Here is a 20,279-nt window from a genome sequence, read left to right on the forward strand (position 1 = left end):
TGACGGTGGCCTCGACGATGATGTTCTCAGTGGTGGCAGTGGCAAAGACATTGTGCGCGGCGGCTCTGGTAACGATCAAGTGGCGGTTGATACCGATCAGGTGGCCGACGTTTATGACGGCGGCGCTGGCGTCGATACGCTCGACTATACCGCAGTCCTGTACGGGAGCACGATCGATGTCGACGAAGGTACTGCATCCAGCGCCGAGATTGGTGAGGACACGATTTCGAACTTCGAGGTTTTCATGGCCGGGGCGGGACAGGATGACATCCAAGGCAGCGATGCGGCCGAGGAGATCCATGGCAATGGCGGCGATGATCGGATTGAAGGCGGCGGAGGCGCTGACATCGTGTCAGGCGGCGAGGGCAACGATCATCTGTCTGATGGTTCGGGGCAAGACTCTGTAAGCGGCGGAGCCGGTAACGACACGGTCACAGCCGCCCTGGATATAGTCGATGATGCCTACGACGGCGGGGAAGGCATCGACACGCTCGATTATTCGGCCGCCTTGATGACCGTGGTCATCGATGTCGTTGCCGCCAACGCCAGCGGCGCGGAAATCGGTACGGACAGCATTACCAATTTTGAGGTGATCAATGCGGGTGCAGGAGCCGACGAAATCAGCGGCGGTACCGCCAGCGAAAGCATCTTCGGAAACGCCGGTGACGATATTATTGCCGGAGGCGGCGGTAACGACACTTTATCGGGTGGCGCCGGCAATGACGTGATTGCAGATGGTGCAGGAGCAGATTGCGTTTTGGCTGGCACCGGCGACGATATCGTGCTGGCGGCGGCTGATGGCAGCAACGACATTTACTCCGGTCAGGGTGGATCCGACACCCTCGACTATTCGCAGTCGGCGCAAGGCGTGCTTGTCGATTTGAACACGGGCGCAGCGACAGGTTTCGATATCGGGCACGACGTGATTTCCGGCTTCGAACAGGTGGTTGGGAGCACCGGCAACGATCACATGAACATCGGTACGACTGCCATGGTCCTCGAAGGCAATGGCGGTTCAGACACTTTCGAATTCCATATTCCGGAAGGGAGTTCCAGTGCCGAGGTCATCCACCAGATCCTTGACTTCATGGTTGGTGATCGCATCGAGATGTCCAGGTACGAGATCTTCGAAGATGTCATCGACAGTCTGGAAGATCGGTTCGAGGAAACCTACGGCGATGATGCCAACGCGCAACCGCTGCCGATCCGCGTTCGTCACGAAGGAACGGATGAACTGCAAAAGACGCTGATCGAGGTCGATATGGACCGCGATGAACACTATGAAATGACTATCAATCTGACGGGTCATCACATGCTGATGGTCGTCGAAAACCCTTGAGTGAAGACGTCGTTGTGACGCGAGTGGGAGTGAAACATGTTCGGGCGACAAAAACAAAAAGACTTGGGCTTGGGACCTCAGATCGATTCTGAAAACAGTTTCGCTGTAGGGCCTCGGGTTGTCGCGGGTGTTACGCTTGGACTAATGCTTTTCGTCGGTGCGGGCGGCTGGGCGGCAACCGCACAGCTGACAGGGGCGATCATCGCGCCGGGCATGGTCAAGGTCGATCAGAACCTGAAGTCGATCCAGCACCGCGACGGCGGCATCATCAGCGAGATTGCAGTCAGGGAAGGTGACTTTGTCACGAAGGGTCAGGTCATGCTGCGGCTGGATGACGCCGAAACGCGTGCGGAACTTTCGATTGTTCGCACCCAGCTGGTCGAACTGATGGCGAAACAGGCGCGGCTGATGGCCGAGCGCGACAATCTCGACGCCATCATGATGTCAGCGGAACTGAGCGCGCGAACCGGGGACTTTCCACATGTGTTCTTTGGTGAAAAGCGCATGTTTGACGGCAATCGTCAGAACCGCAAAAGCCAGAAGGAACAGCTGGTCCTTGGGATCGATCAGCTTGGCGAGGAAATCAAGGGGCTTGAGTCGCAGCGCGATGCCAAGATCGACGAGATTGCGTTGGTCAAGACCGAACACGGCAAAATCAAGGGCTTGACAGACAAACGCCTCATCGAAACCTCGCGCAAATATATCATAGACCGCGAAATGGCGAAGCTCCTCGGCGAGCGGGGCGAGGTTGAAGCCAATATCGCGCGCGCCAAAGCCCGCATGGGCGAAATCCGCCTGCAGATTATAGCCATCGATGAAACAGCACGCACCGAAGCACAGCGTGAACTGAGCGCAATCGAGCCAAAGCTCTCCGAACTCAGGGAACGGCGAGTGGCGATCGAGGACCGGCTCGCGCGCGCCGATATCCGCGCACCGCTCTCGGGTACTGTCAACGAACTCGCAGTCCACACCATCGGCGGTGTTATCACCCCGGCGGAGAAGCTGGTGACGCTTGTCCCCGCAGATGCTGCGTTGAAGATAGAGGCGAAACTGTCACCGACTGATATCGACCAGGTTTTCGTTGGACAACCGGCAAAATTGCGCTTTTCGGCCTTCAACCAGCGTACCACGCCGGAACTGCATGGCCGTATCGCCTATGTTTCTGCGGCGACCAGCAGCGATCCCTCGACGGGCCAGGTCTATTATCTGGCCGACGTCATTGTACCATCGGACGAGCTCGAAAAGCTCGGCGACAGCAAGTTGTTGCCAGGTATGCCCGTGGAAGTCTTTGTTTCGACCGAAGAGCGTACAGCGATGTCCTTCCTGTCCAAGCCGCTCGCCGATCAGTTCAGCCGAGCCTTCCGTGAGCAGTAGCGAGACTGGGGATATAAGCGGCATTCGCGAGATTCGGTTTCCGTCGCGGGTGCCTCTTGTTAAGGGCATATTCGATTGCTAAACCCCTTCAAAAGGGGATTCGCTATGCCACCAATCAACCTAGCAATTGTCGGCGTTGGTAAAATTGCCCGCGATCAGCACCTGCCTTCAATTGCGGGCAATCCAGACTTGCAGCTTGTCGCTGCGGCAAGCCGTAACGGCGCGGTCGAGGGCATTCCGAATTTTCCGACGATAGAGGCGATGCTTGACGCCGTCCCCTTCATCGACGCGGTGTCCCTCTGCATGCCTCCTCAGTTCCGCTACGATGCTGCTTACAAAGCGCTCTGTGCAGGCAAGCATGTCTTTCTTGAAAAGCCGCCTGGAGCAACGCTGAGCGAGGTCGCTGACCTGGAGGCTCTTGCCATCGAGAAGGGTGTTTCACTTTTCGCCAGCTGGCATTCCCGATATGCCGCTGCCGTTGAAGCTGCAAAGTCGTTCTTGGCATCAACAAATATCCAAAGCGTTCACGTCGTCTGGAAAGAAGACGTTCGCCACTGGCATCCCAATCAGGATTGGGTATGGCAAGCCGGCGGTCTCGGTGTCTTCGACCCCGGCATAAATGCGCTATCGATCATAACGCATATTTTGCCAACCGGCATTTTTCTCAGAAACGCGACGCTGGAATTTCCGGAAAACAAACATGCACCAATTGCAGCCGATCTTAATTTCACGAACAGTGACAATATTTCTGTCCACGCGGAATTCGATTGGCGGCAACTAGGCGAGCAAACGTGGGACATTGTTGCCGAAACGTCTGCTGGAAAGATGGTTCTGGCTGAAGGCGGTTCAAAGCTCACCATCAACGATACGGTTGTTCCAGTTTCATCGGAGACGGAATACGCAGCTCTTTACCGTCAATTTGCCAGGCTAGTCAAAAATGGAGAATCCGACGTCGATCTAGCGCCGCTTCGGCATGTCGCCGACTCGTTCATGCTCGGCAAACGTGTCTTCGTTGCAGCCTTCCACGATTAGCATCAGACGCAATCTGTCCGATACCGTTGGAGCTGATCCTGCAGAAACCGATTTGTGTATGGGAAATGCGGAAGGCTTCGTGTGCCCGGTTACGGCGCTCACATAGCGCGAACAAAATCAAACCATATTTCAGCGGGATTTTATCATTCAACCCATGAACATTTTCATGGTTAGCGCATTTCAATTCGTACCTGCCGAACAGGCGTCGAGCAAGGATTGCAACCATGAAGAAGTTCGTTACCGCAGCCATCATCTGTGCCGCCTTTTCCAGCGAAGCAAATGCCGTTGATGACAAAACGCGGGATGCCATTCAGGCGCTTAAATTTACGAAGGCAAGCGCGTATGCAAAAGCCATCGACCAGTATTGCTTTGCCGATCATCCATTTGCCACTCAACCCCTCGCCGATGCCGCCGCGCAAGAAGCGGAATTCCGCCAGGAAATGAATGGGAATGAACAAGCTACGGACATTATTGCAGACGCCGACCGTTCCGCAGCGGAACATTTGAAAGTCGATCAATCGGCCTGCGCGCCGGCCGCTACTTTCGTCGACGGTGTCGCAGCGACGATTGAGGACTCAAAGCAGCACATGGCGGCCATCAAGCAGACGTTCGCCGATGCGAACGCGGCCGAGCAAAAGGCTGCGCAGGCCGAAAAGCGGTCCGCTACTTGCCATGACCTGCAATCGAGCGCCGACGCTGCTGGCCTCGAGGATCTGGTCTCCAAACGCATGGCGCTCCTTGACTGTGCCGACGTGCTGGGCGTTGACAACATTGCCAAGGTTGACACGCGAATTGAAAAGCTACGAGCCGACCAAGAAGCCACTGACGATGCGAAGCAGAAGCAAGCCGCCGATGCAAAGGCAACGGCCGCGGCCGCCGACGCGAAAAGAACTGCCGAAGTTGCAGCAAACATGGCAAAGCCTGCCATCAAGCCAGCGGTCAAACCCGCAGCTGAGATGACTTTCGTCGGCAGGTGGGATCAGATTGACGGTAACTGCCGAGGCAGACTCTGGGATTTCAATACAAGGACATATGACGGAACGCCTATCAGGAATGTCGAACGAAATGGCAACAGCTACCGGGTAGAATTGAGCGATGGCTATGCCTTCGAGCTCCGGGATGTGACAAAAAAAAACCTCACCTGGTATTCGCTCGAAAGCGGCGACAGCTTTCGCTTGAAACGCTGCAGATAAGTCTGGTTAGCAATCACGCCTCGTATTTTGGCTTAGGCGCAATCCAGCATTTTCCCAAAAGTTGGAACCCCGCCCCTTGGTGAACGTTAACCTTATCAAATGGGCGGGATATTTGATTTGAAAAAAGGAAGACTGTTATGTTGAAAAAAATCCTTATCGTCGGAGCAACGGCGTTAATCGCCATAACATCGGCTCCCCAAGCCTTTGCTCAGTCCATCCAGATTGGCCCTGACGGTGTTCGGCTACAAGAGCCACGGCCGGAACGGGATTATCGCCGTTTTTCGGACATCAGTGAGCGCGAAGCCGTGCGTATCGCCAGAAGCGAAGGTCTTCGCGACGTTGACGACGTAAGACGCACGAGGTCAAGATTCGTCGTTGAGGGTATAGATCGCCGCGGAAACGATATGCGCGTCAGTGTGGATCGCCGTACTGGTGACGTCCTTTCCGTGCAATAAGCGCTGAACCTGACGAAAGCCCGTCGCCGCAAGTGGCGGGCTTTTCCATGCCGACAGTCGGTCGCTTAGTAGGCTGATGTATCGCCATAGTCTTCAGTGAGATCATATAGACGCGACAGTTCCAGCTCGACTGCGGTGAAGAATGCTCCGACCTGCTCATCCTGTTCGTCCTCTTTGACCCCAATCCGCTCAAGATGCCGAAACAGCGTATCGGCAATCTGGTTACGATAGGCTTCCGCCTGCCGATCGGTAGCCTTTTCCATCAGTTTCGCCGCCACGTCGCGAATCTTCGCCACACGCTTTGTCAGTGGGAACGCAATGATCTGACATGGGATCGGGGATTCAGCTTCGAACATACTCATACTCTTCCCAGTTCGGCAACGCCGCGCTTACAATTGATTCGCCCAACGATAAGGCGAAGGTTCCTAACAATGTGTTCAGCTATGTCCGGTCATGCCGTGTGGAACGCTCTGATTGGTTACGTAACAAGTTATGTAACAAGCCAGCGAACAGATTGTGTGTAACGAAACCACAATGTTGCCCGCTACGGCACGCATGCTTATTCAGGTTCGTGTAAAGTGATTCGCATTCGTTACGGCATTAACCCATGACACTCAGTAATGCAGAGAGGCAGAGACGGCACCGCGAGCGGCAGAAGCAAAAGCTTGCCGTGGCTGCACCGGATCTCTCTATGCAGTACGAGAATGTCGGTGCTGATCTGCGCGACAAACTATATGCGCTTATCGACGCTGAAAATGGGCGGCGCGAACGCGCCGTAACACTTCTTGGACCGACGGATTTCCGCAGGGTCATTCTCGACATTGCTCTAAACGAAAATCGCTCGGGTATCGCCGACAGCGCGCGAATGGTCTTGCTCAAAGCTCTCAGTATGGGCGAAAGCTCGGAAAAGGAGATTCTCGACGCGCGCCGGCAAAAGGATGCCTTCGCCGAGCGAAAGTCTGACTTGCGCGACTCGAAGGAACAAGTGACGCCGCTTGCGCATTATTTGCGTGTTCCGAATTTCGGCTGATCAAATGTTACTGTTCTCATGTTCCGTTAGCTTGCCGCGATAGCGCTACGTAACGATAAAGGACGAATTCCATGGCACATCCTGCCTTTTCACCTTCCCATGTAGCCGTAGTCACAGGAGGCGCATCCGGTATCGGCCTTGCAGCTGCAAAACGCTTCACCTCCATGGGTTTAAAGGTCGCTATTGCTGATCTAGCAGGTGAAAAACTCGACCGGGCTTATGCGGCGGTTTCTGAACTCGCCAGCACCGGTGATGATGTCATCGCTGTCGCCACAGACGTGACCAACGTCGAAGATCTGCGCAAACTGCAGCAGACGGTCAATGATCGATTTGGCAGCGTTGCCGTCCTCATGAACAATGCAGGCATCCAGCCTGGCAGCAGCGTTTTCGATCCAGATCACTGGGACAGGATCATCGCCGTAAACATGTTCGGCATCATCCGCGGCAGCCAGGTTCTTGGCCCGGACATGATCCGGCGAGGCAAGCCTGGCCTCATCATCAACACAGGCTCCAAGCAGGGCATAACCACTCCGCCTGGCGATCCTGCTTACAATGTCTCGAAATCGGGCGTAAAGACCTTCACTGAAGCCTTGCAGCATGAGTTACGTAACACGAAGGACTGTCACGTAACGGCTCATCTGTTCATTCCGGGTTTTGTCTATACGCCTTTGACTGCAGGAGACCGCACGGAAAAGCCAGCTGGCGCGTGGACGCCGGAACAAACGGTCGATTTTATGCTGGAGCGTGTATCAGCCGGTGATTTTTATATCCTTTGCCCGGACAACGATGTTGCCCGCAACCTCGATGAGCGGCGCATCCTCTGGGCAGCCAACGACATTATCAGGAACCGTCCACCCCTATCGCGTTGGCATCCGGACTATCAGACCGAATTCGCTGATTTTCTTAATCAGGATATCTGACCCGCTAGTCCTGAAACACAGTCCCGGACATTGTGGATCCATCAAATTGCGAAAGGTAATTCCAAAATCGGTCGCTTGATACCGGGACTAATCCGGTTCTATGCTGAGGAAAGCCCTTCATTGACCAAGTTGGATTCATAATGACCTCATCTCCCCAAATCCCCGCAGTCGATCCCGTCAAGCTCGATCGTCTGGCGGAAGTAGCTATCAAAATTGGCTTGCAGTTGCAGCCCGGACAAGATCTCCTGATTACCGCCCCGCTTGCCGCAGTTCCCCTGGTGCGGCGGATCACAGAACATGCCTACAAGGCAGGAGCCGCTCTCGTTACATCGCTATACAGCGACGAAGAAGCCACCCTTATGCGCTATCGCAACGCGCCGGACGAAAGTTTCGATCGCGCCACAGGCTGGCTGTTTGAGGGCATGGCGAAAGCCTTTTCTGCCAATACAGCTCGGCTTGCAGTTGCCGGTGACAATCCGATGCTGCTCTCATCGGAGGACCCGGAGAAGGTCTCCCGCGCAAACCGGGCACAGTCACGCGCTTATCAGCCTGCGTTGGAAAAAATCACCAATTTCGAAGTCAACTGGAACATCGTTTCGTACCCGAATCCATCCTGGGCGAAGCAAGTATTTCCCGATCAGGATCCCGAAGTGGCTATAACCATGCTCGCTAATGCAATTTTTGCGGCGTCGCGTGTCGATCTGGACGATCCTGTCAGCGCCTGGCGTGATCACAACGCCGCCTTGCGTAAGCGCACAAAATGGCTGAACGAGCGCACTTTCTCGGCACTGCATTTCAAAGGACCGGGCACGGACCTCACAGTTGGCCTCGCAGATGAACATGAATGGCATGGTGGTGCTTCGGTTGCGAAGAATGGCATAACCTGCAACCCGAATATTCCCACCGAAGAAGTTTTCACGACACCCCACGCACTGCGGGTCAATGGCCATGTTTCGAGCACCAAGCCACTTTCCCACCAGGGCACGCTCATCGAAAATATCCAGGTTCGCTTCGAAGGTGGCAGGATTGTCGAAGCCAAGGCGACGCGGGGCGAAGAAGTCTTCAACAAGGTGCTTGGCACTGACGAGGGCGCACGTCGTCTCGGCGAAGTGGCGCTTGTCCCTCATTCCTCCCCGATTTCAGCATCGGGCCTGTTGTTCTTCAACACACTTTTCGATGAAAACGCTGCAAGCCACATCGCGCTCGGCCAATGCTATTCGAAATGCTTCGTCAATGGCGGCGAGCTGACGACCGATGAAGTTGCAGCGCGTGGTGGTAATAAGAGCCTCATTCATATCGACTGGATGATCGGCTCTGGCGAGATCGATGTAGACGGCATCAACAAGGACGGTTCGGCTGTGCCCGTGATGCGCAAGGGCGAATGGGTTTGATCGTTGACTTCATAAAAACAAAAAGGCCACCCAAGGTGGCCTTGTTGTTTTGTGCTATGGGTTAGGCAACCAGCCGCCCAGCTGATTCCGCTTGCGCATAAGCCTTGCCGAAACGATTGGCGAGGAACGCGTCAAGCGCAATATCTTCCTGCTTGAGAAAACCCTGCTGCGGCAAGGCGCCGTTCGCGAGCATGTCAAGCACGGCACAGATGGCCGACGCCGTCGTGATCTGGATCCCGCTATAAAGTTGCGATCCGATATGGCCGCTGTAGACCTTGTTGGCATAGGTTTCCTGAAGAAGACGGCCCTTCTTGCGTCCGCTGACCGTAACGAAAATCACGACGACATCCTGCAAGGTCGATGGCAAGGCGTTTTCGAGAATATCCTTGAACACATCGCGGCGATCACGCAGTCCAAGGTCGTTGAGCAGCGCCTTCATGATAGCCGCGTGGCCAGGATAGCGAATGGTGCGATAGTTGAGCGTGCGAACCTTGCCGAGGAGTGTTTCGCACAATGTGCCGAGACCGCCTGACGTATTGAACGCCTCATAGGTCACTCCGTCGAGCGAAAATTCCTCGCGTTCTTCCAGCGGCGGCACCTCCGTCAACTCGCCATCGACGATCGCCTCGCAGGGCTCGCAATATTCGTTGATAACCCCGTCCGTGCTCCATGTCAGATTGTAGTTCAGTGCGTTTGACGGATATTGCGGCAGTGCGCCAACGCGCATGCGCACGCTTTCCAACGTATCGAAGCGCTTGGCCAGATCGTTGGCTACAATCGAGATGAAGCCTGGTGCAAGGCCGCATTGGGGAATGAAAGCAGTCTTGGCAGTCATTGCCAGCTGCTTGACGATGCGTGTGCTGGCCACGTCTTCTGTAAGATCGAGATAATGCACGCTGGATTTGGCGGCAGCTTCAGCTATGCGCGTGGTCAAATGGAACGGCGCTGCACTCAGCACGGCGAATTTGCCATTGAGAACGCTTTCAAGCGCTCCGACTTCGGAAATCTCGATGCAGGCGGTTTCAACGAGCGGCGATACATCCAAAGCATCAAGCTGGGCTTGCGACCGGTCGACGACCGTTACGCGATAATCTCCCGTACCAGCCAGAAGATTAGCGATGGTCCCGCCGATTTTCCCTGCTCCAACGACAACGATCTCTTTCATGTGATTCCCCTCGGATATAAAAACTTTATATGAATTTCGCATATTGCTCGGCGAAATGAAGTCTATAAACTGACGAAACAACACCATAATTTTGTCGATATGCCGATTGGATTTGTCATTATGCTGTCAGAAGCCGATCATGCCCTGCTTTCATTGCTGCGCGAGAATGCGAGAGCCTCGACTGCCGAGCTTGCTCGCAAGCTGCGCGTATCACGCACCACTGTGCAAAGCCGCATCGAACGGCTGGAAAAGCGCGGTATGATAAGGGGATATAGCGTTCAGCTTTCCCCCGAATATGAACAAAACCTGGTGAGGGCACATGTGCTGGTGACGGCCTTGCCGAAACTGGCTGTGAAGGTTGAGGCTGCCTTGCGGAAAATCGCCTGGGTCAGAACGCTTCATTCCGTTAGCGGTCAATTCGATATGATCGTTATCGTTGAAGCACCTTCGATACAGGAACTGGACAAATTGCTCGACGAAATCGGCGCTCTTGAAGGTGTCGAACGCACCATGTCGTCGATTATTCTCTCCACTCGTATCGATCGATAATGGCGCATCCAACAACCTGATACATGCCGCTTGACTCTTGCTGTCATCGGATTCCATAATAGAACATATCATGAACATTGAAAGGCTACCGTAGTGACAACCGTCGATCTTGCGGCGTTGAGACGCGACATCGCATGTCTTGGAGAGGAGAATGCGCGTGCTGCGCAGCGCTCCGCCTTTGACTTCGGCGACAATGATATCGACCGCGTCTTCCGCCAGGGGATGCAGCGTGGTGCCGTGCATGAAATCTTCGCAGAAGAAGCAGGCGACGCAGGTGCGGCGACCGGTTTCGCTATTGCCCTTGTCCTGCGCGCATCTCCGGATCAAAGCCCTGTTCTATGGTTGGAAGAAGATTTTGCAGCGCAAGAAAATGGCTTCCCATATGCTCCCGGCTTGCAAAATATTGGACTTGATCCGCAACGCCTCATCATCGTGCGATGCGCCTCACCGCAGGATGTTTTGAAAGCTGCTTCGGACAGTCTCGGTATTCGTGGCACGGGCGCCGTCATCATCGCGCCGTGGAGCAACCCGAAGTGTCTGGACCTGACCGCCTCGCGCAAATTGCTGCTGACGGCGCAACAAACCGATGTGCCGGCCTTTCTTCTGCGATTGGGGGCATACCCCAGCGAAAATGCCGCCGTCACTCGCTGGTTGATCCGTGCCGCACCTTCGCAATCGAGTGGCGCCAATGCACCCGGACATCCGGTTTTCGACGCCACTCTCATACGCAACAGACAGGGAATGACAGGCCATTGGATCCTGCAATGGGAAAGTGATGATCATGTTTTCAGACAGATCGAGCCGTTTTCTGGCACTATGGTTTCCGCACCTTCCTACCGACCGCCTCAAACGCGAAAATCCGGGACGCGCCCATACTGATCAACACCTGATCGTGGTGGACAAACTTGCCAATGCCTTGAGGCTGACAGCTGTCGATGAAAAGGCCGCCAAGGCGGGGCTCTACAAGGGCATGGCTCTGACAGATGCACGCGCGCAATTTGAAAAGCTGGATATCGCTTTCGCTTCACCGCGCAAGGATGCTGTCCTGCTTGAAAAATTGGCCGATTGGTGTGACCGCTACACACCGCTTGTGGCACTTGATGAGCCTCATGGCCTTATTCTCGACCTGACCGGCTGCATTCATCTTTTTGGCGATGAAAGCAATCTTATTGAAGATATTCATAAGCGTCTTCATCGCTATGGCATGATCGTCCGGACCGCTCTTGCAAGCAATCCCGCTGCAGCACGCGCCCTTGCTCGACACTCGCCCGGTGGTATCATCGACCGGAATGACGAGACGCGCAGATTATACGCCTTGCCGCTTATCAGTCTCGATATCGAAGAGAACCATCTCGCCGGTCTCAAGCGGGCGGGTTTACGCAACGTTGGTGATATCGATGTCTTGCCCCGAGCTGCACTCACAGCGCGTTTTGGCACAAATCTTGTTAACCACCTCGATGCATTGTTTGGTCGTCAGGACGAACCTATTACCCCTCGCCGTATCGTCCCTGTCTGCATGATTGAGCGGCGTATGGCAGAACCGCTCATCGCCATGGAATCCGTGGAACACGTTCTTCTGTCCTTGAGCGATGAACTTTTCCGTCGCCTGCAACAAAGAGTTGAGGGTGCCCGCGAGATCGAAGCCAGCTTCTTTCGTGCCGATGGCAATGTACGCCGCATCAGCATTCAGACCGGCCGCCCCGTGACCGAAACAAAAACCATGTTTCGACTATTGAAAGAGCGGCTTTCCACACTTAGCGATCCGCTCGATGCCGGTTATGGTTTTGATATCATCCGGCTTGCCGCTATTCGTGTGGAGCAGAGTCAAGCGATCCAGAAAAGCCTCGACGACAGGGCACAAGAAACAGAAGAGATCAACACGCTTGTCGACCGGCTTTCCATCCGTCTTGGCAATTCCCGTGTACTACGCCCGCTGCCTGTCGATACGCATATTCCCGAACACGCAGTTTCACTTGAACCTGCCACTTCCTCAAAACAGGACATGGTGTTTGAACGGGCACCAGAACATAATCCGGGCAATCCTCCGGAGCGGCCGATCCGATTATTTCAGCCACCCGAGCGGATTGATGCGACGTTTGAAGTCCCGGATGCCGCCCCGGCACGATTCACCTGGCGCCGGGTTCAGCATATTATCACCATGGCAGAGGGACCGGAACGCATCGCCCCCGAGTGGTGGCGCGAACATGCCGGCGCGCTGACGCGGGATTATTACCGCCTTGAAGACAATAGAGGCCGTCGTTTCTGGGTGTTTCGCGAAGGCTTGTATGAGCGTGGAGATCCCACACCGCGTTGGTTTCTACACGGGATTTTTGCCTGATGCGACCCTACACGGAACTTGCTGTCACTAGTAATTTTTCCTTTCTTGAAGGCGCCTCGCAACCGCATGAACTTGTGCAGGCTGCAGCCATACTCGGGCTCGATGGTATAGGCATCGCTGACCGCAACACACTGGCAGGTGTGGTGCGGGCCTATAAGGCTCATAATGAGCTCAAGGAAAAAGCTGGAATACGACTGAACCTCTTTATCGGATGCAGGCTGGTCTTTATTGACGACACGCCAGATCTGCTCGTCTACCCACGCGACCGTACAGCCTATGGCCAGCTCTGCCGTCTTTTGAGCGAAGGCAAGGATCGGGCGAAAATCAAGGGTGAGTGCCACCTTCTTCTCGAGGATTTTCTTTTCCGAGCGAAAGGTTTTCAAATCGCGGTCGTTCCGCCGTTACGGGCAGATAAAATCTTAACTGCGTTCCTGAGAAAACTTGTCATTGCGGCACCGGGTTCAGTCTGGCTTGCTTTGGCAATGCCGCATCAGGGTGCAGACCGGCGGTATGGTGAAAAGCTGGCGCATATTGCAACAGGGGCCAATGTTCCCTTGCTGGCGATCAATAATGTGCTCTATCACACCGCTGCACGGCGGCCGTTGCAGGATGTACTGACCTGCATTCGCGAACATGTCACGATCGATACGGCCGGACGCAAGCTGGAAAAGAATGCGGAACGGCATTTGAAATCGCCTGATGAAATGCAGCGACTTTTCCGGCATTTCCCCGCAGCACTTCAGGAAACGCAGCGTTTCGTTGAGCCGATCGGCTTTTCGCTCGATCAGCTGAAATATGACTATCCTGACGAACCAGTGCCACCGGGCAAGACACCGCAACAATATCTATCCGAGGAAACGTGGAAAGGTGCTGCACAGCGCTATCCTGAAGGCATTCCGGAAAAGGTATGTGCAATTTTGCGGAAAGAGCTGGCGATAATCGAAGGGCTTGAATATGCACCCTATTTCCTCACGGTTTATGACATCGTCAAATATGCCCGCTCGCAGAATATTCTTTGCCAGGGCCGCGGCTCCGCTGCCAATTCCGCGGTCTGTTATTGTCTTGCTATCACAGCAGTTGATCCAAAACACACGGATGTCTTGTTCGAACGGTTCCTCTCGGCGGAGCGGAAGGAACCACCGGATATCGATGTCGATTTCGAGCATGAACGCCGCGAAGAAGTGATGCAATGGGTCTATGAGCGTTATGGTCGCAGTCGAGCGGCCATCGTGGCCACTGTCATCAGCTACCGCCCGCGCAGCGCTATCCGTGATGTGGGCAAGGCTTTGGGGCTGACTGAAGACGTTACTGCTGCGCTGGCCAATATGGTCTGGGGCAGCTGGGGCACAGCGGTTGAGAAGAACGAGGTTCGGCAAGCTGGACTGGATCCCGATAATGTCATGATACGGCGCGCTGTCCGACTCGCGACCGAATTGATTGGTTTTCCACGCCACCTTTCCCAGCATGTGGGTGGATTTGTACTGACGCAGGAGCGCTTGGACGAAACCGTCCCTGTTGGTCCTGCAGCTATGAAAGACCGCACTTTCATAGAGTGGGATAAGGATGACATCGACGAACTCAACATCATGAAGGTGGATGTGCTGTCACTTGGTATGCTGACATGCATTCGCAAGGCTTTTGATCTCATTCATCTGCATGGGGGCAAACGTTATGAACTGGCAACGATCCCCCAGGAAGACCCCGCGGTCTATGACATGCTCTGCAATGCCGATTCCCTTGGCGTGTTCCAGGTGGAAAGCCGCGCACAAATGAACATGCTGCCGCGCCTTCGACCAAGAGAATTCTATGATCTGGTGATCGAGGTTGCCATCGTTCGTCCTGGTCCAATCCAGGGCGATATGGTTCATCCCTATTTGCGCCGTCGCAATAAAATAGAGAAAGTCCACTATCCGTCTCCGTCCCCTAAGCATGGTGACAAGGACGAACTGAGAAATGTTCTCGGCAGGACCCTTGGTGTACCTCTATTCCAGGAACAAGCCATGCGCATTGCCATCGAGGCAGCAAAATTTACTCCCGACGAAGCCAATAAATTGCGCCGTTCCATGGCCACATTCCGCAATGTCGGCACAATCAGCGAAATGGAAGGGAAAATGGTGGAGGGGATGGTCCGCCGTGGTTATGAGCGGAGCTTTGCCGAAAACTGCTTCAACCAGATCAAGGGCTTTGGTGAGTATGGTTTCCCGGAAAGCCACGCGGCGAGTTTTGCGATTCTCGTTTATATTTCTTCCTGGATCAAATGCCATCATCCTGCGACATTCGCGGCGGCACTTTTGAACTCACAACCGATGGGTTTTTATGCTCCCGCACAGATCATCCGCGATGCACGCGAGCATGGCGTCGAGGTACGTCCCGTCGATATCAACTTCAGCGAATGGGACAATACGCTGGAACGCGTCGACAAGAATAATCTTGCCTTGCGTCTAGGCTTTCGACAGGTCGAAGGCTTTTCGGAAGCCTGGGCGGACGAAATATGCGCAAAACGAAAGCACCACTATAGTGACATCGAAGAACTGCGCCGCCTGACGCGGCTGGAAAGACGAGCCTTTATTCTCCTCGCTGATGCCGATGCGTTCCGTTCGCTGGAAATTGATCGCCGCGAAGCACTATGGGCAGTCCGTCGTTTCCCTAACAATGAAACCCTGCCACTCTTCCAGGTTGCTGAAACGAATGAATTGGCAAGGGAAGCCGAAACCAGACTGCCGCAGATGAAAATGTCCGAGCACGTCATTGCCGACTATGAATCGACGCGGCTTTCGCTCAAAGGCCATCCAATGCAGTTCTTGCGTGAAATGCTGACTGCGGAAAACATTGTAACATGCAAGCAGGCGAACAGTCTGAGCAACAATCGACGGGTCAAACTTGCCGGCGTGATTACTGTCCGGCAAAGGCCAGGCAATGGCAAAGTTGTCTTTATGACAATCGAGGATGAAACAGGCATCGCCAATATCGTTGTCTGGGCAAAACTACTGGAAAAATATCGCAAGGAAGTCATGGGATCACGCCTGATCCTGATCGAAGGCATGGTTCAAAGCGCCGATAATGTTGTGCACATTGTTGCCCGAAAACTGTTTGATCGGACCGGAGATCTCTACCGTCTCTCCGAGCAACGAACTATCCTACCTGTGTCTCATAGCGACGAGGTAATACATCCGGTCCCGGATCGACCACGGGCCAGTCATCCACGCAAGGTGCGTATTTTGCCAAAATCGAGAGATTTTCACTGACCGTTCAAGCCTGCTTGCTCTCCTTGGCCAATGCTGCCCGGTCTATCGCAGTGATCATGCAAATTTCCAGATCACCGAGACCATCCTTGATCTCCGATTCGGAAATACCCGCAGCTTCCGCATCTGCAGCACATTTTGCAGCAAGTTGTTTTGGCCGACGATCATGATGTGCCATATCCGCCGGTTTGTTTGCATCGACATTCGTGTCGATCCAATTATTAACGAAATCGATCGCTCTTTGGCTCATACATTTCCTCCTTGGCATTTGCCAACGTCTCTCAGACAAAACTGCCTAAGACCCAGAAGGTTGCGAAAAACACGCGACTAAACAGCTTCGCCGGCCCAAACCTTGAATTTCGTCAGGACATTGGGCCCGAATATATTCGTCAGGGGTACGTCCGCAGCGTCGCGTCCATGCGCCACCTTGATCCGGCCTATTCGGGGCTGATTGTTACGGGGATCAAAAGCGTGCCACTGACCCCCGAGGTAAACCTCCATCCATGCACAAAAGTCCATTTCCGCATGGGGCAATGGTATGCCGATATCGGTGATATAACCAGTGCAATAGCGCGTCGGAATGTTCAGACAGCGGGAAAAGGCAACTGCAAGATGCGTGAAATCACGGCACACACCACGGCCTTCGAAATATCCCGTGGACGCCGTGCGAGTGGGGTTCGAATGCTCGTAGCCAAACACAATGTGGTTGTGCACGAAATCGCACACAGCCTGAACGCGTTGCCAGCCTTCCGGTACGTGGCCGAACAGGCGCCATGCTTCCTCGCTCAACAAATCGGTCTCGCAATAGCGGCTGCCCATAAGATAGACCAGCGTTTCATCCGGAAGATCCTGCACCCGGTGCTGAACAGCATCGAGAACCACAGGATCTGGCATGCCGCTGTCGTTGACGACGGCATTTGTGGAGCAAAAAAATGTGCCCGGCGCTGCGAGAATGCGATTACACCAGTTGCCGAACTGGTCGTGATAGCCATCGACACTGGCGCCAAATGTAGTCTGGAACGTCTCGATGCCCTCCAGATCGGCAAAACGTGAATGATGCACGTTCAAAATGGCAATCAGAGGCGTTTCCTGCGTAAACTCGAACGTCAGTTCACACCCCACATTAATCCTCATCAGCTGTTCCTTTAAAACAAAAAAATCTGATTTCGATAAAAAAGACAGCACGACAGACTCTCGCACAAAAAGCAACCGGCCCGACAAGGGACCGGCTGAATTCGCAGCGTTAAAGACGATCAGGCCTTATCGACAACCTTTTTCACAGCATCCTTGGCTCTCCCCTTGGCCTGCTGTGCTTCGCCCTTTATTTCCTGCATTTTGCCCTTCGCCTGCATTTCTTTCGATCCGGTCGCCTTGCCGGCGGCCTGCCTCACATTACCAGCCGCCTTGTTGGCTGCGCCGGAAAGTTTGTCGCTGGTACTACCCATAAGGAACTCCTTGAAGCTTCAACTACACAAATCAAACGGTCGTAGTTGAAGTTTGTTCCGTCGGTTCATGCAGGTACAAGTATTTGAAAATTCAGGATATTTGCACGGATGGACGACAAACGACCCGGCGCCCACGGGGGAACAGGCACCGGGTCTCCAGTTACCGATCGAAGCTCGATCAGCTGGGTGGAAACGTAGCCAGCTCGCTCTTGGTTCCGCGAAAATCAAGATTGGTGAAAAATCTCCGGGGGGCGGCTCACTCGCAAACCTCTTTAACCACCGCTTCTAACGACGATACAAAAAAACAGTTGCGTGTTGATCCAACGATCTTTTCGCCATCAACTTCGCTCCCATCTTCCGCCCAGAATCCGATGACAATCTTTACGCGTGCGTTCCGCCGTCTTATGCGGCGGACGAGATAGCGTGCGTGAGCGACCGAGGACGTGTTCAGGTAGCTTATGTAGATTGCGTTGACGCTAGCAAGATCAAGCTTGCCGATGTTGATCGCCTCAAGCTCCTCGTGAGAAATGTCGCGAACGTCAAAATCCTTGCGCTCGAGAATATCACCAAGAACAACAGCTGCGGCATCGTCGAGGTCGCCGCGTCCGCCTGCAGACACGATTGTTCTCGGCGTTTCTGGTTTTACCTTCTCTTTATTAGCCACAACTTTCTTGGAGCCCCCTTCGGGTTCGGCTCCTTTTTCTTCTTCGTCCTCAACGTCGTGATATTCCGACAGGTTCTCGACGAGAAGGATCATGCTTTGCGCCACACGATTGCGCCTAGGCTCGTCAAGCACGCCCCGGCCTCTGTCGTGTTCGGCGAGCAGCAGCGCGGGAATAGCCACCGAAGCGTAATAATCTGTGATCGTTGCCGATTGCAGATACTCCTCTGCCTTTTCTGTTGCTTCGTCCGGATCGCCGGATAACAGCCGTTGATATAGCTGCTGCGGTGGAAGGAGCACCGGCTCATTTCCAAGAAGAACATCCAAAAATTCGAACTTTGGCACGTGTCTTCCGAGAACGACCAGGCACACGGTGAGCGGTGTTGAAAGGATCAATCCGATCGGCCCCCAAATCCAGGTCCAGACAATGGCGGCCATCAGAATCGCAACGGGGGACAACCCCGTCTTGGAACCGTAGAGAAGCGGCTCCATGATATTGCTGCTGATGAGCTCCAGCACGATGAACAAGGCGGCAGTCCAGAAGAGCACCATCCAACCCGGATCGACTGCCAGCGACAGAATAATCGGAAATGCGGCTGCAATGATTGGTCCAATGTAGGGCACAAAACGGAGAACTATCGCCAGCATGCCCCACAGCATCGGGTTGGGAATGCCAATGAACCATAGCCCGATCCCGATTGGGACGCCGAAGCTGATATTGATGATCAACTGCATCAGCAAATATTGGCCGACGCGCTTGCCGGCATCATGTAGAGCTGTCGTCGTTCGGTGAATATCGCTGGCTCCCACCAGCTTTATGAAACGGTCGCGCAAATCTTCACGCCGCATCAGCATGAATATGACTACCACAATCACAATGCCGATTGTCGCCAGGGGCTGGATCAACGGACCGGCAAAGGTCTGCAGCAGACTTAAGGGATCTAGCGGTGGATTGCGGATTTCCACAGGTACGGGTTTGTTAGGATCTATGCCGCGCAAGGGTGGTAAAGGGGCAGGCGGTGCAACATTTTGGGGAGGTTGTCGCGCCGGGTCTGGTTTGGCCGCTGCCTGGTTGTCGCTTTCAAAGCGCTCCACTTCGTCCGATCGACCAATTTCGTCGCTGAAGCGTTTGAACATGCGCGCGCCGCGATCAAAAATGCTGTTCCCCGACTGCGCATCCTTGATCGCGCGGATCTTCGTCTCGATATTATATTGATAGCTTGGCAGATTTTGCGCGAGCACAGTAAGCTGGCTCGCGACAATGCTGACGAAAATGAAGATCACAAGAAAGGCCGTTGTCACAACACTTAGTACGGCAACGCCTTTCGGCACACCCGAGCGGTGCAAGCGGGTGACCAATGGTGACAGCGCGAAGGTCAAAAGCAGAGCCAGCGCCAATGGCACGAAAATTTCACGGGCGAAATAAAGCGCTGCTACAATGGCTATCGCGACAATTATTGGTGGGAACTGGTTCGCCGCATTCGCCGAAACTGGCGTATAGATCGATCGTTGGGTTACCCGTTCGACAGCGCGCGACTTCCCCCCGGCCCCTTCAGAAGGCATGAAAACCTACCGGCATGACATCCATAAAAACCCATCTCCATTGAAACCCCGCGACAGAAACGAAGTCGGCTCAATTTGGTTGCATTCCACTTCTTGGTCGTGGTCCGAGCCCGTCACGTGGGAACCAAATTCTGATTCGGGTGTTTCGGAGCTGTAAAGTTTCCCAGGAGAGGGAGGAAAGAATGCCACTCACGACAATTCTCATCATCATTCTCATCTTGGCACTTATCGGGGTCTTTCCAACTTGGCCTCACGCCAGGAATTGGGGCTACGGCCCCTCTGGACTCGTGGGAATAGTCTTGGTCGTTCTGTTGATTTTGCTTCTGATGGGCAGAATTTAACGCGCTTCTTAGACCTTTATTACGAACGATCATCTGACATAGCTGAAAAGGAGTTCTAAAATGTTACGAGGTGTTTTGCTTTGGCTCATTGGTCTGCCGCTTCCGATCATTCTCATTTTGTGGTTGATGGGCTATCTTTCATAAGCTTTGGAAAGGATGCCCGCTAGTAGACTACTTGCAGCGGCCTCCAATGCATGGAACAAATACTGAAGACCAACGTTCCTGACCGATATCCGGCTGT

At 54.1% G+C, this 20,279-nt stretch carries 19 protein-coding genes; 13 read left to right on the top strand and 6 right to left on the bottom strand.

Annotated features, from left to right (window positions below):
- The 5 genes from LB462_RS09105 to LB462_RS09125 all read left to right on the top strand — a co-directional run.
- A partial coding sequence (locus LB462_RS09105) for a calcium-binding protein (protein WP_304610440.1) occupies nucleotides 1-1,339 on the top strand: 1,339 nt, incomplete at its 5' end.
- Nucleotides 1,340-1,375: 36 nt separating this feature from the next.
- Nucleotides 1,376-2,713 carry an HlyD family type I secretion periplasmic adaptor subunit gene (locus LB462_RS09110; RefSeq protein ID WP_224507144.1) on the top strand — a complete coding sequence of 446 codons (1,338 nt, stop codon included), beginning with the start codon at nucleotides 1,376-1,378 and terminating at the stop codon, nucleotides 2,711-2,713.
- A gap of 105 nt (nucleotides 2,714-2,818) precedes the next feature.
- A complete protein-coding gene (locus LB462_RS09115; protein WP_224507147.1) occupies nucleotides 2,819-3,745 on the top strand; it encodes a Gfo/Idh/MocA family protein in 927 nt (308 codons plus the stop codon).
- A gap of 224 nt (nucleotides 3,746-3,969) precedes the next feature.
- Entirely contained in the window at nucleotides 3,970-4,938 is a 969-nt protein-coding gene (locus LB462_RS09120) for a hypothetical protein (protein WP_224507149.1), read from the top strand.
- Between the two features lie 137 nt (nucleotides 4,939-5,075).
- Entirely contained in the window at nucleotides 5,076-5,393 is a 318-nt protein-coding gene (locus LB462_RS09125) for a PepSY domain-containing protein (RefSeq protein WP_112532216.1), read from the top strand.
- A gap of 65 nt (nucleotides 5,394-5,458) precedes the next feature.
- On the opposite strand, the gene LB462_RS09130 is transcribed toward LB462_RS09125, so the two are convergent.
- Entirely contained in the window at nucleotides 5,459-5,749 is a 291-nt protein-coding gene (locus LB462_RS09130) for a DUF6074 family protein (protein ID WP_224507151.1), read from the bottom strand.
- 251 nt (nucleotides 5,750-6,000) lie between these two features.
- Between LB462_RS09130 and LB462_RS09135 the strand changes: the two genes are divergently transcribed.
- The 3 genes from LB462_RS09135 to LB462_RS09145 all read left to right on the top strand — a co-directional run bounded on the left by LB462_RS09135 (nucleotide 6,001) and on the right by LB462_RS09145 (nucleotide 8,734).
- Nucleotides 6,001-6,423 carry a hypothetical protein gene (locus LB462_RS09135; protein ID WP_224507152.1) on the top strand — a complete coding sequence of 141 codons (423 nt, stop codon included), beginning with the start codon at nucleotides 6,001-6,003 and terminating at the stop codon, nucleotides 6,421-6,423.
- Nucleotides 6,424-6,494: 71 nt separating this feature from the next.
- Nucleotides 6,495-7,343 (top strand): SDR family NAD(P)-dependent oxidoreductase, encoded by an 849-nt coding sequence (locus LB462_RS09140; protein WP_224507154.1) that lies wholly within the window; start codon nucleotides 6,495-6,497, stop codon nucleotides 7,341-7,343.
- Nucleotides 7,344-7,483: 140 nt separating this feature from the next.
- A complete protein-coding gene (locus LB462_RS09145) occupies nucleotides 7,484-8,734 on the top strand; it encodes an aminopeptidase (protein ID WP_224507156.1) in 1,251 nt (416 codons plus the stop codon).
- Between the two features lie 61 nt (nucleotides 8,735-8,795).
- Here LB462_RS09145 and LB462_RS09150 read toward each other — a convergent pair whose 3' ends face one another.
- The gene (locus LB462_RS09150; RefSeq protein WP_224507159.1) at nucleotides 8,796-9,899 is read right to left on the bottom strand and encodes a saccharopine dehydrogenase family protein; all 1,104 of its coding nucleotides are present in this window, start codon (nucleotides 9,897-9,899) and stop codon (nucleotides 8,796-8,798) included.
- A gap of 120 nt (nucleotides 9,900-10,019) precedes the next feature.
- On the opposite strand from LB462_RS09150, the gene LB462_RS09155 reads away from it, so the two are divergent.
- The 4 genes from LB462_RS09155 to LB462_RS09170 all read left to right on the top strand — a co-directional run bounded on the left by LB462_RS09155 (nucleotide 10,020) and on the right by LB462_RS09170 (nucleotide 16,031).
- Nucleotides 10,020-10,448 carry an Lrp/AsnC family transcriptional regulator gene (locus LB462_RS09155; RefSeq protein ID WP_224507160.1) on the top strand — a complete coding sequence of 143 codons (429 nt, stop codon included), beginning with the start codon at nucleotides 10,020-10,022 and terminating at the stop codon, nucleotides 10,446-10,448.
- Between the two features lie 93 nt (nucleotides 10,449-10,541).
- Entirely contained in the window at nucleotides 10,542-11,327 is a 786-nt protein-coding gene (locus LB462_RS09160) for an ImuA family protein (RefSeq protein WP_224507162.1), read from the top strand.
- Nucleotides 11,230-12,786 carry a Y-family DNA polymerase gene (locus tag LB462_RS09165; protein WP_224507164.1) on the top strand — a complete coding sequence of 519 codons (1,557 nt, stop codon included), beginning with the start codon at nucleotides 11,230-11,232 and terminating at the stop codon, nucleotides 12,784-12,786. The genes LB462_RS09160 and LB462_RS09165 overlap by 98 nt, the downstream gene beginning before the upstream one ends.
- The gene (locus LB462_RS09170; protein WP_224507166.1) at nucleotides 12,786-16,031 is read left to right on the top strand and encodes an error-prone DNA polymerase; all 3,246 of its coding nucleotides are present in this window, start codon (nucleotides 12,786-12,788) and stop codon (nucleotides 16,029-16,031) included. The genes LB462_RS09165 and LB462_RS09170 overlap by 1 nt, the downstream gene beginning before the upstream one ends.
- Before the next feature lie 4 nt (nucleotides 16,032-16,035).
- Here the strand turns inward: LB462_RS09170 and LB462_RS09175 are convergent, their stop codons facing one another.
- The 4 genes from LB462_RS09175 to LB462_RS09190 form a co-directional block, all read right to left on the bottom strand.
- Complete coding sequence (locus LB462_RS09175) at nucleotides 16,036-16,278, bottom strand: DUF768 domain-containing protein (RefSeq protein WP_112532207.1); 243 nt, start codon at nucleotides 16,276-16,278, stop codon at nucleotides 16,036-16,038.
- A gap of 77 nt (nucleotides 16,279-16,355) precedes the next feature.
- The gene (locus tag LB462_RS09180; RefSeq protein WP_224507190.1) at nucleotides 16,356-17,162 is read right to left on the bottom strand and encodes a transglutaminase-like domain-containing protein; all 807 of its coding nucleotides are present in this window, start codon (nucleotides 17,160-17,162) and stop codon (nucleotides 16,356-16,358) included.
- A 119-nt stretch (nucleotides 17,163-17,281) separates the two neighbouring features.
- Nucleotides 17,282-17,473, bottom strand: a complete 192-nt coding sequence (locus tag LB462_RS09185) for a CsbD family protein (protein ID WP_209999085.1) — start codon at nucleotides 17,471-17,473, stop codon at nucleotides 17,282-17,284.
- 256 nt (nucleotides 17,474-17,729) lie between these two features.
- On the bottom strand, nucleotides 17,730-19,697 hold the full coding sequence (locus LB462_RS09190; RefSeq protein ID WP_224507192.1) for an AI-2E family transporter: 1,968 nt from the start codon (nucleotides 19,695-19,697) through the stop codon (nucleotides 17,730-17,732).
- Nucleotides 19,698-19,879: 182 nt separating this feature from the next.
- Here LB462_RS09190 and LB462_RS09195 point away from each other — a divergent pair, with 182 nt between their 5' ends.
- Nucleotides 19,880-20,038: a DUF3309 family protein gene (locus tag LB462_RS09195; RefSeq protein WP_224507193.1), complete on the top strand. Its 159-nt coding sequence runs from the start codon at nucleotides 19,880-19,882 to the stop codon at nucleotides 20,036-20,038.
- Nucleotides 20,039-20,279 lie beyond the last annotated feature (241 nt).

The organism is Phyllobacterium chamaecytisi (genome assembly GCF_020164455.1).
In the GTDB taxonomy this organism is placed as follows: Bacteria; Pseudomonadota; Alphaproteobacteria; order Rhizobiales; family Rhizobiaceae; genus Phyllobacterium; species Phyllobacterium chamaecytisi.

Excerpts from the sequence above, each read along its gene's own strand:
- LB462_RS09110 (WP_224507144.1), top strand. The coding sequence starts at position 1,376 with ATGTTCGGGCGACAAAAACAAAAAGACTTGGGCTTGGGACCTCAGATC.
- LB462_RS09115 (WP_224507147.1), top strand. The coding sequence starts at position 2,819 with ATGCCACCAATCAACCTAGCAATTGTCGGCGTTGGTAAAATTGCCCGC.
- LB462_RS09120 (WP_224507149.1), top strand. The coding sequence starts at position 3,970 with ATGAAGAAGTTCGTTACCGCAGCCATCATCTGTGCCGCCTTTTCCAGC.
- LB462_RS09125 (WP_112532216.1), top strand. The coding sequence starts at position 5,076 with ATGTTGAAAAAAATCCTTATCGTCGGAGCAACGGCGTTAATCGCCATA.
- LB462_RS09130 (WP_224507151.1), bottom strand. The coding sequence starts at position 5,749 with ATGTTCGAAGCTGAATCCCCGATCCCATGTCAGATCATTGCGTTCCCA.
- LB462_RS09135 (WP_224507152.1), top strand. The coding sequence starts at position 6,001 with ATGACACTCAGTAATGCAGAGAGGCAGAGACGGCACCGCGAGCGGCAG.
- LB462_RS09140 (WP_224507154.1), top strand. The coding sequence starts at position 6,495 with ATGGCACATCCTGCCTTTTCACCTTCCCATGTAGCCGTAGTCACAGGA.
- LB462_RS09145 (WP_224507156.1), top strand. The coding sequence starts at position 7,484 with ATGACCTCATCTCCCCAAATCCCCGCAGTCGATCCCGTCAAGCTCGAT.
- LB462_RS09150 (WP_224507159.1), bottom strand. The coding sequence starts at position 9,899 with ATGAAAGAGATCGTTGTCGTTGGAGCAGGGAAAATCGGCGGGACCATC.
- LB462_RS09155 (WP_224507160.1), top strand. The coding sequence starts at position 10,020 with ATGCTGTCAGAAGCCGATCATGCCCTGCTTTCATTGCTGCGCGAGAAT.
- LB462_RS09165 (WP_224507164.1), top strand. The coding sequence starts at position 11,230 with ATGTTTTCAGACAGATCGAGCCGTTTTCTGGCACTATGGTTTCCGCAC.
- LB462_RS09170 (WP_224507166.1), top strand. The coding sequence starts at position 12,786 with ATGCGACCCTACACGGAACTTGCTGTCACTAGTAATTTTTCCTTTCTT.
- LB462_RS09175 (WP_112532207.1), bottom strand. The coding sequence starts at position 16,278 with ATGAGCCAAAGAGCGATCGATTTCGTTAATAATTGGATCGACACGAAT.
- LB462_RS09180 (WP_224507190.1), bottom strand. The coding sequence starts at position 17,162 with ATGAGGATTAATGTGGGGTGTGAACTGACGTTCGAGTTTACGCAGGAA.
- LB462_RS09185 (WP_209999085.1), bottom strand. The coding sequence starts at position 17,473 with ATGGGTAGTACCAGCGACAAACTTTCCGGCGCAGCCAACAAGGCGGCT.
- LB462_RS09190 (WP_224507192.1), bottom strand. The coding sequence starts at position 19,697 with ATGCCTTCTGAAGGGGCCGGGGGGAAGTCGCGCGCTGTCGAACGGGTA.
- LB462_RS09195 (WP_224507193.1), top strand. The coding sequence starts at position 19,880 with ATGCCACTCACGACAATTCTCATCATCATTCTCATCTTGGCACTTATC.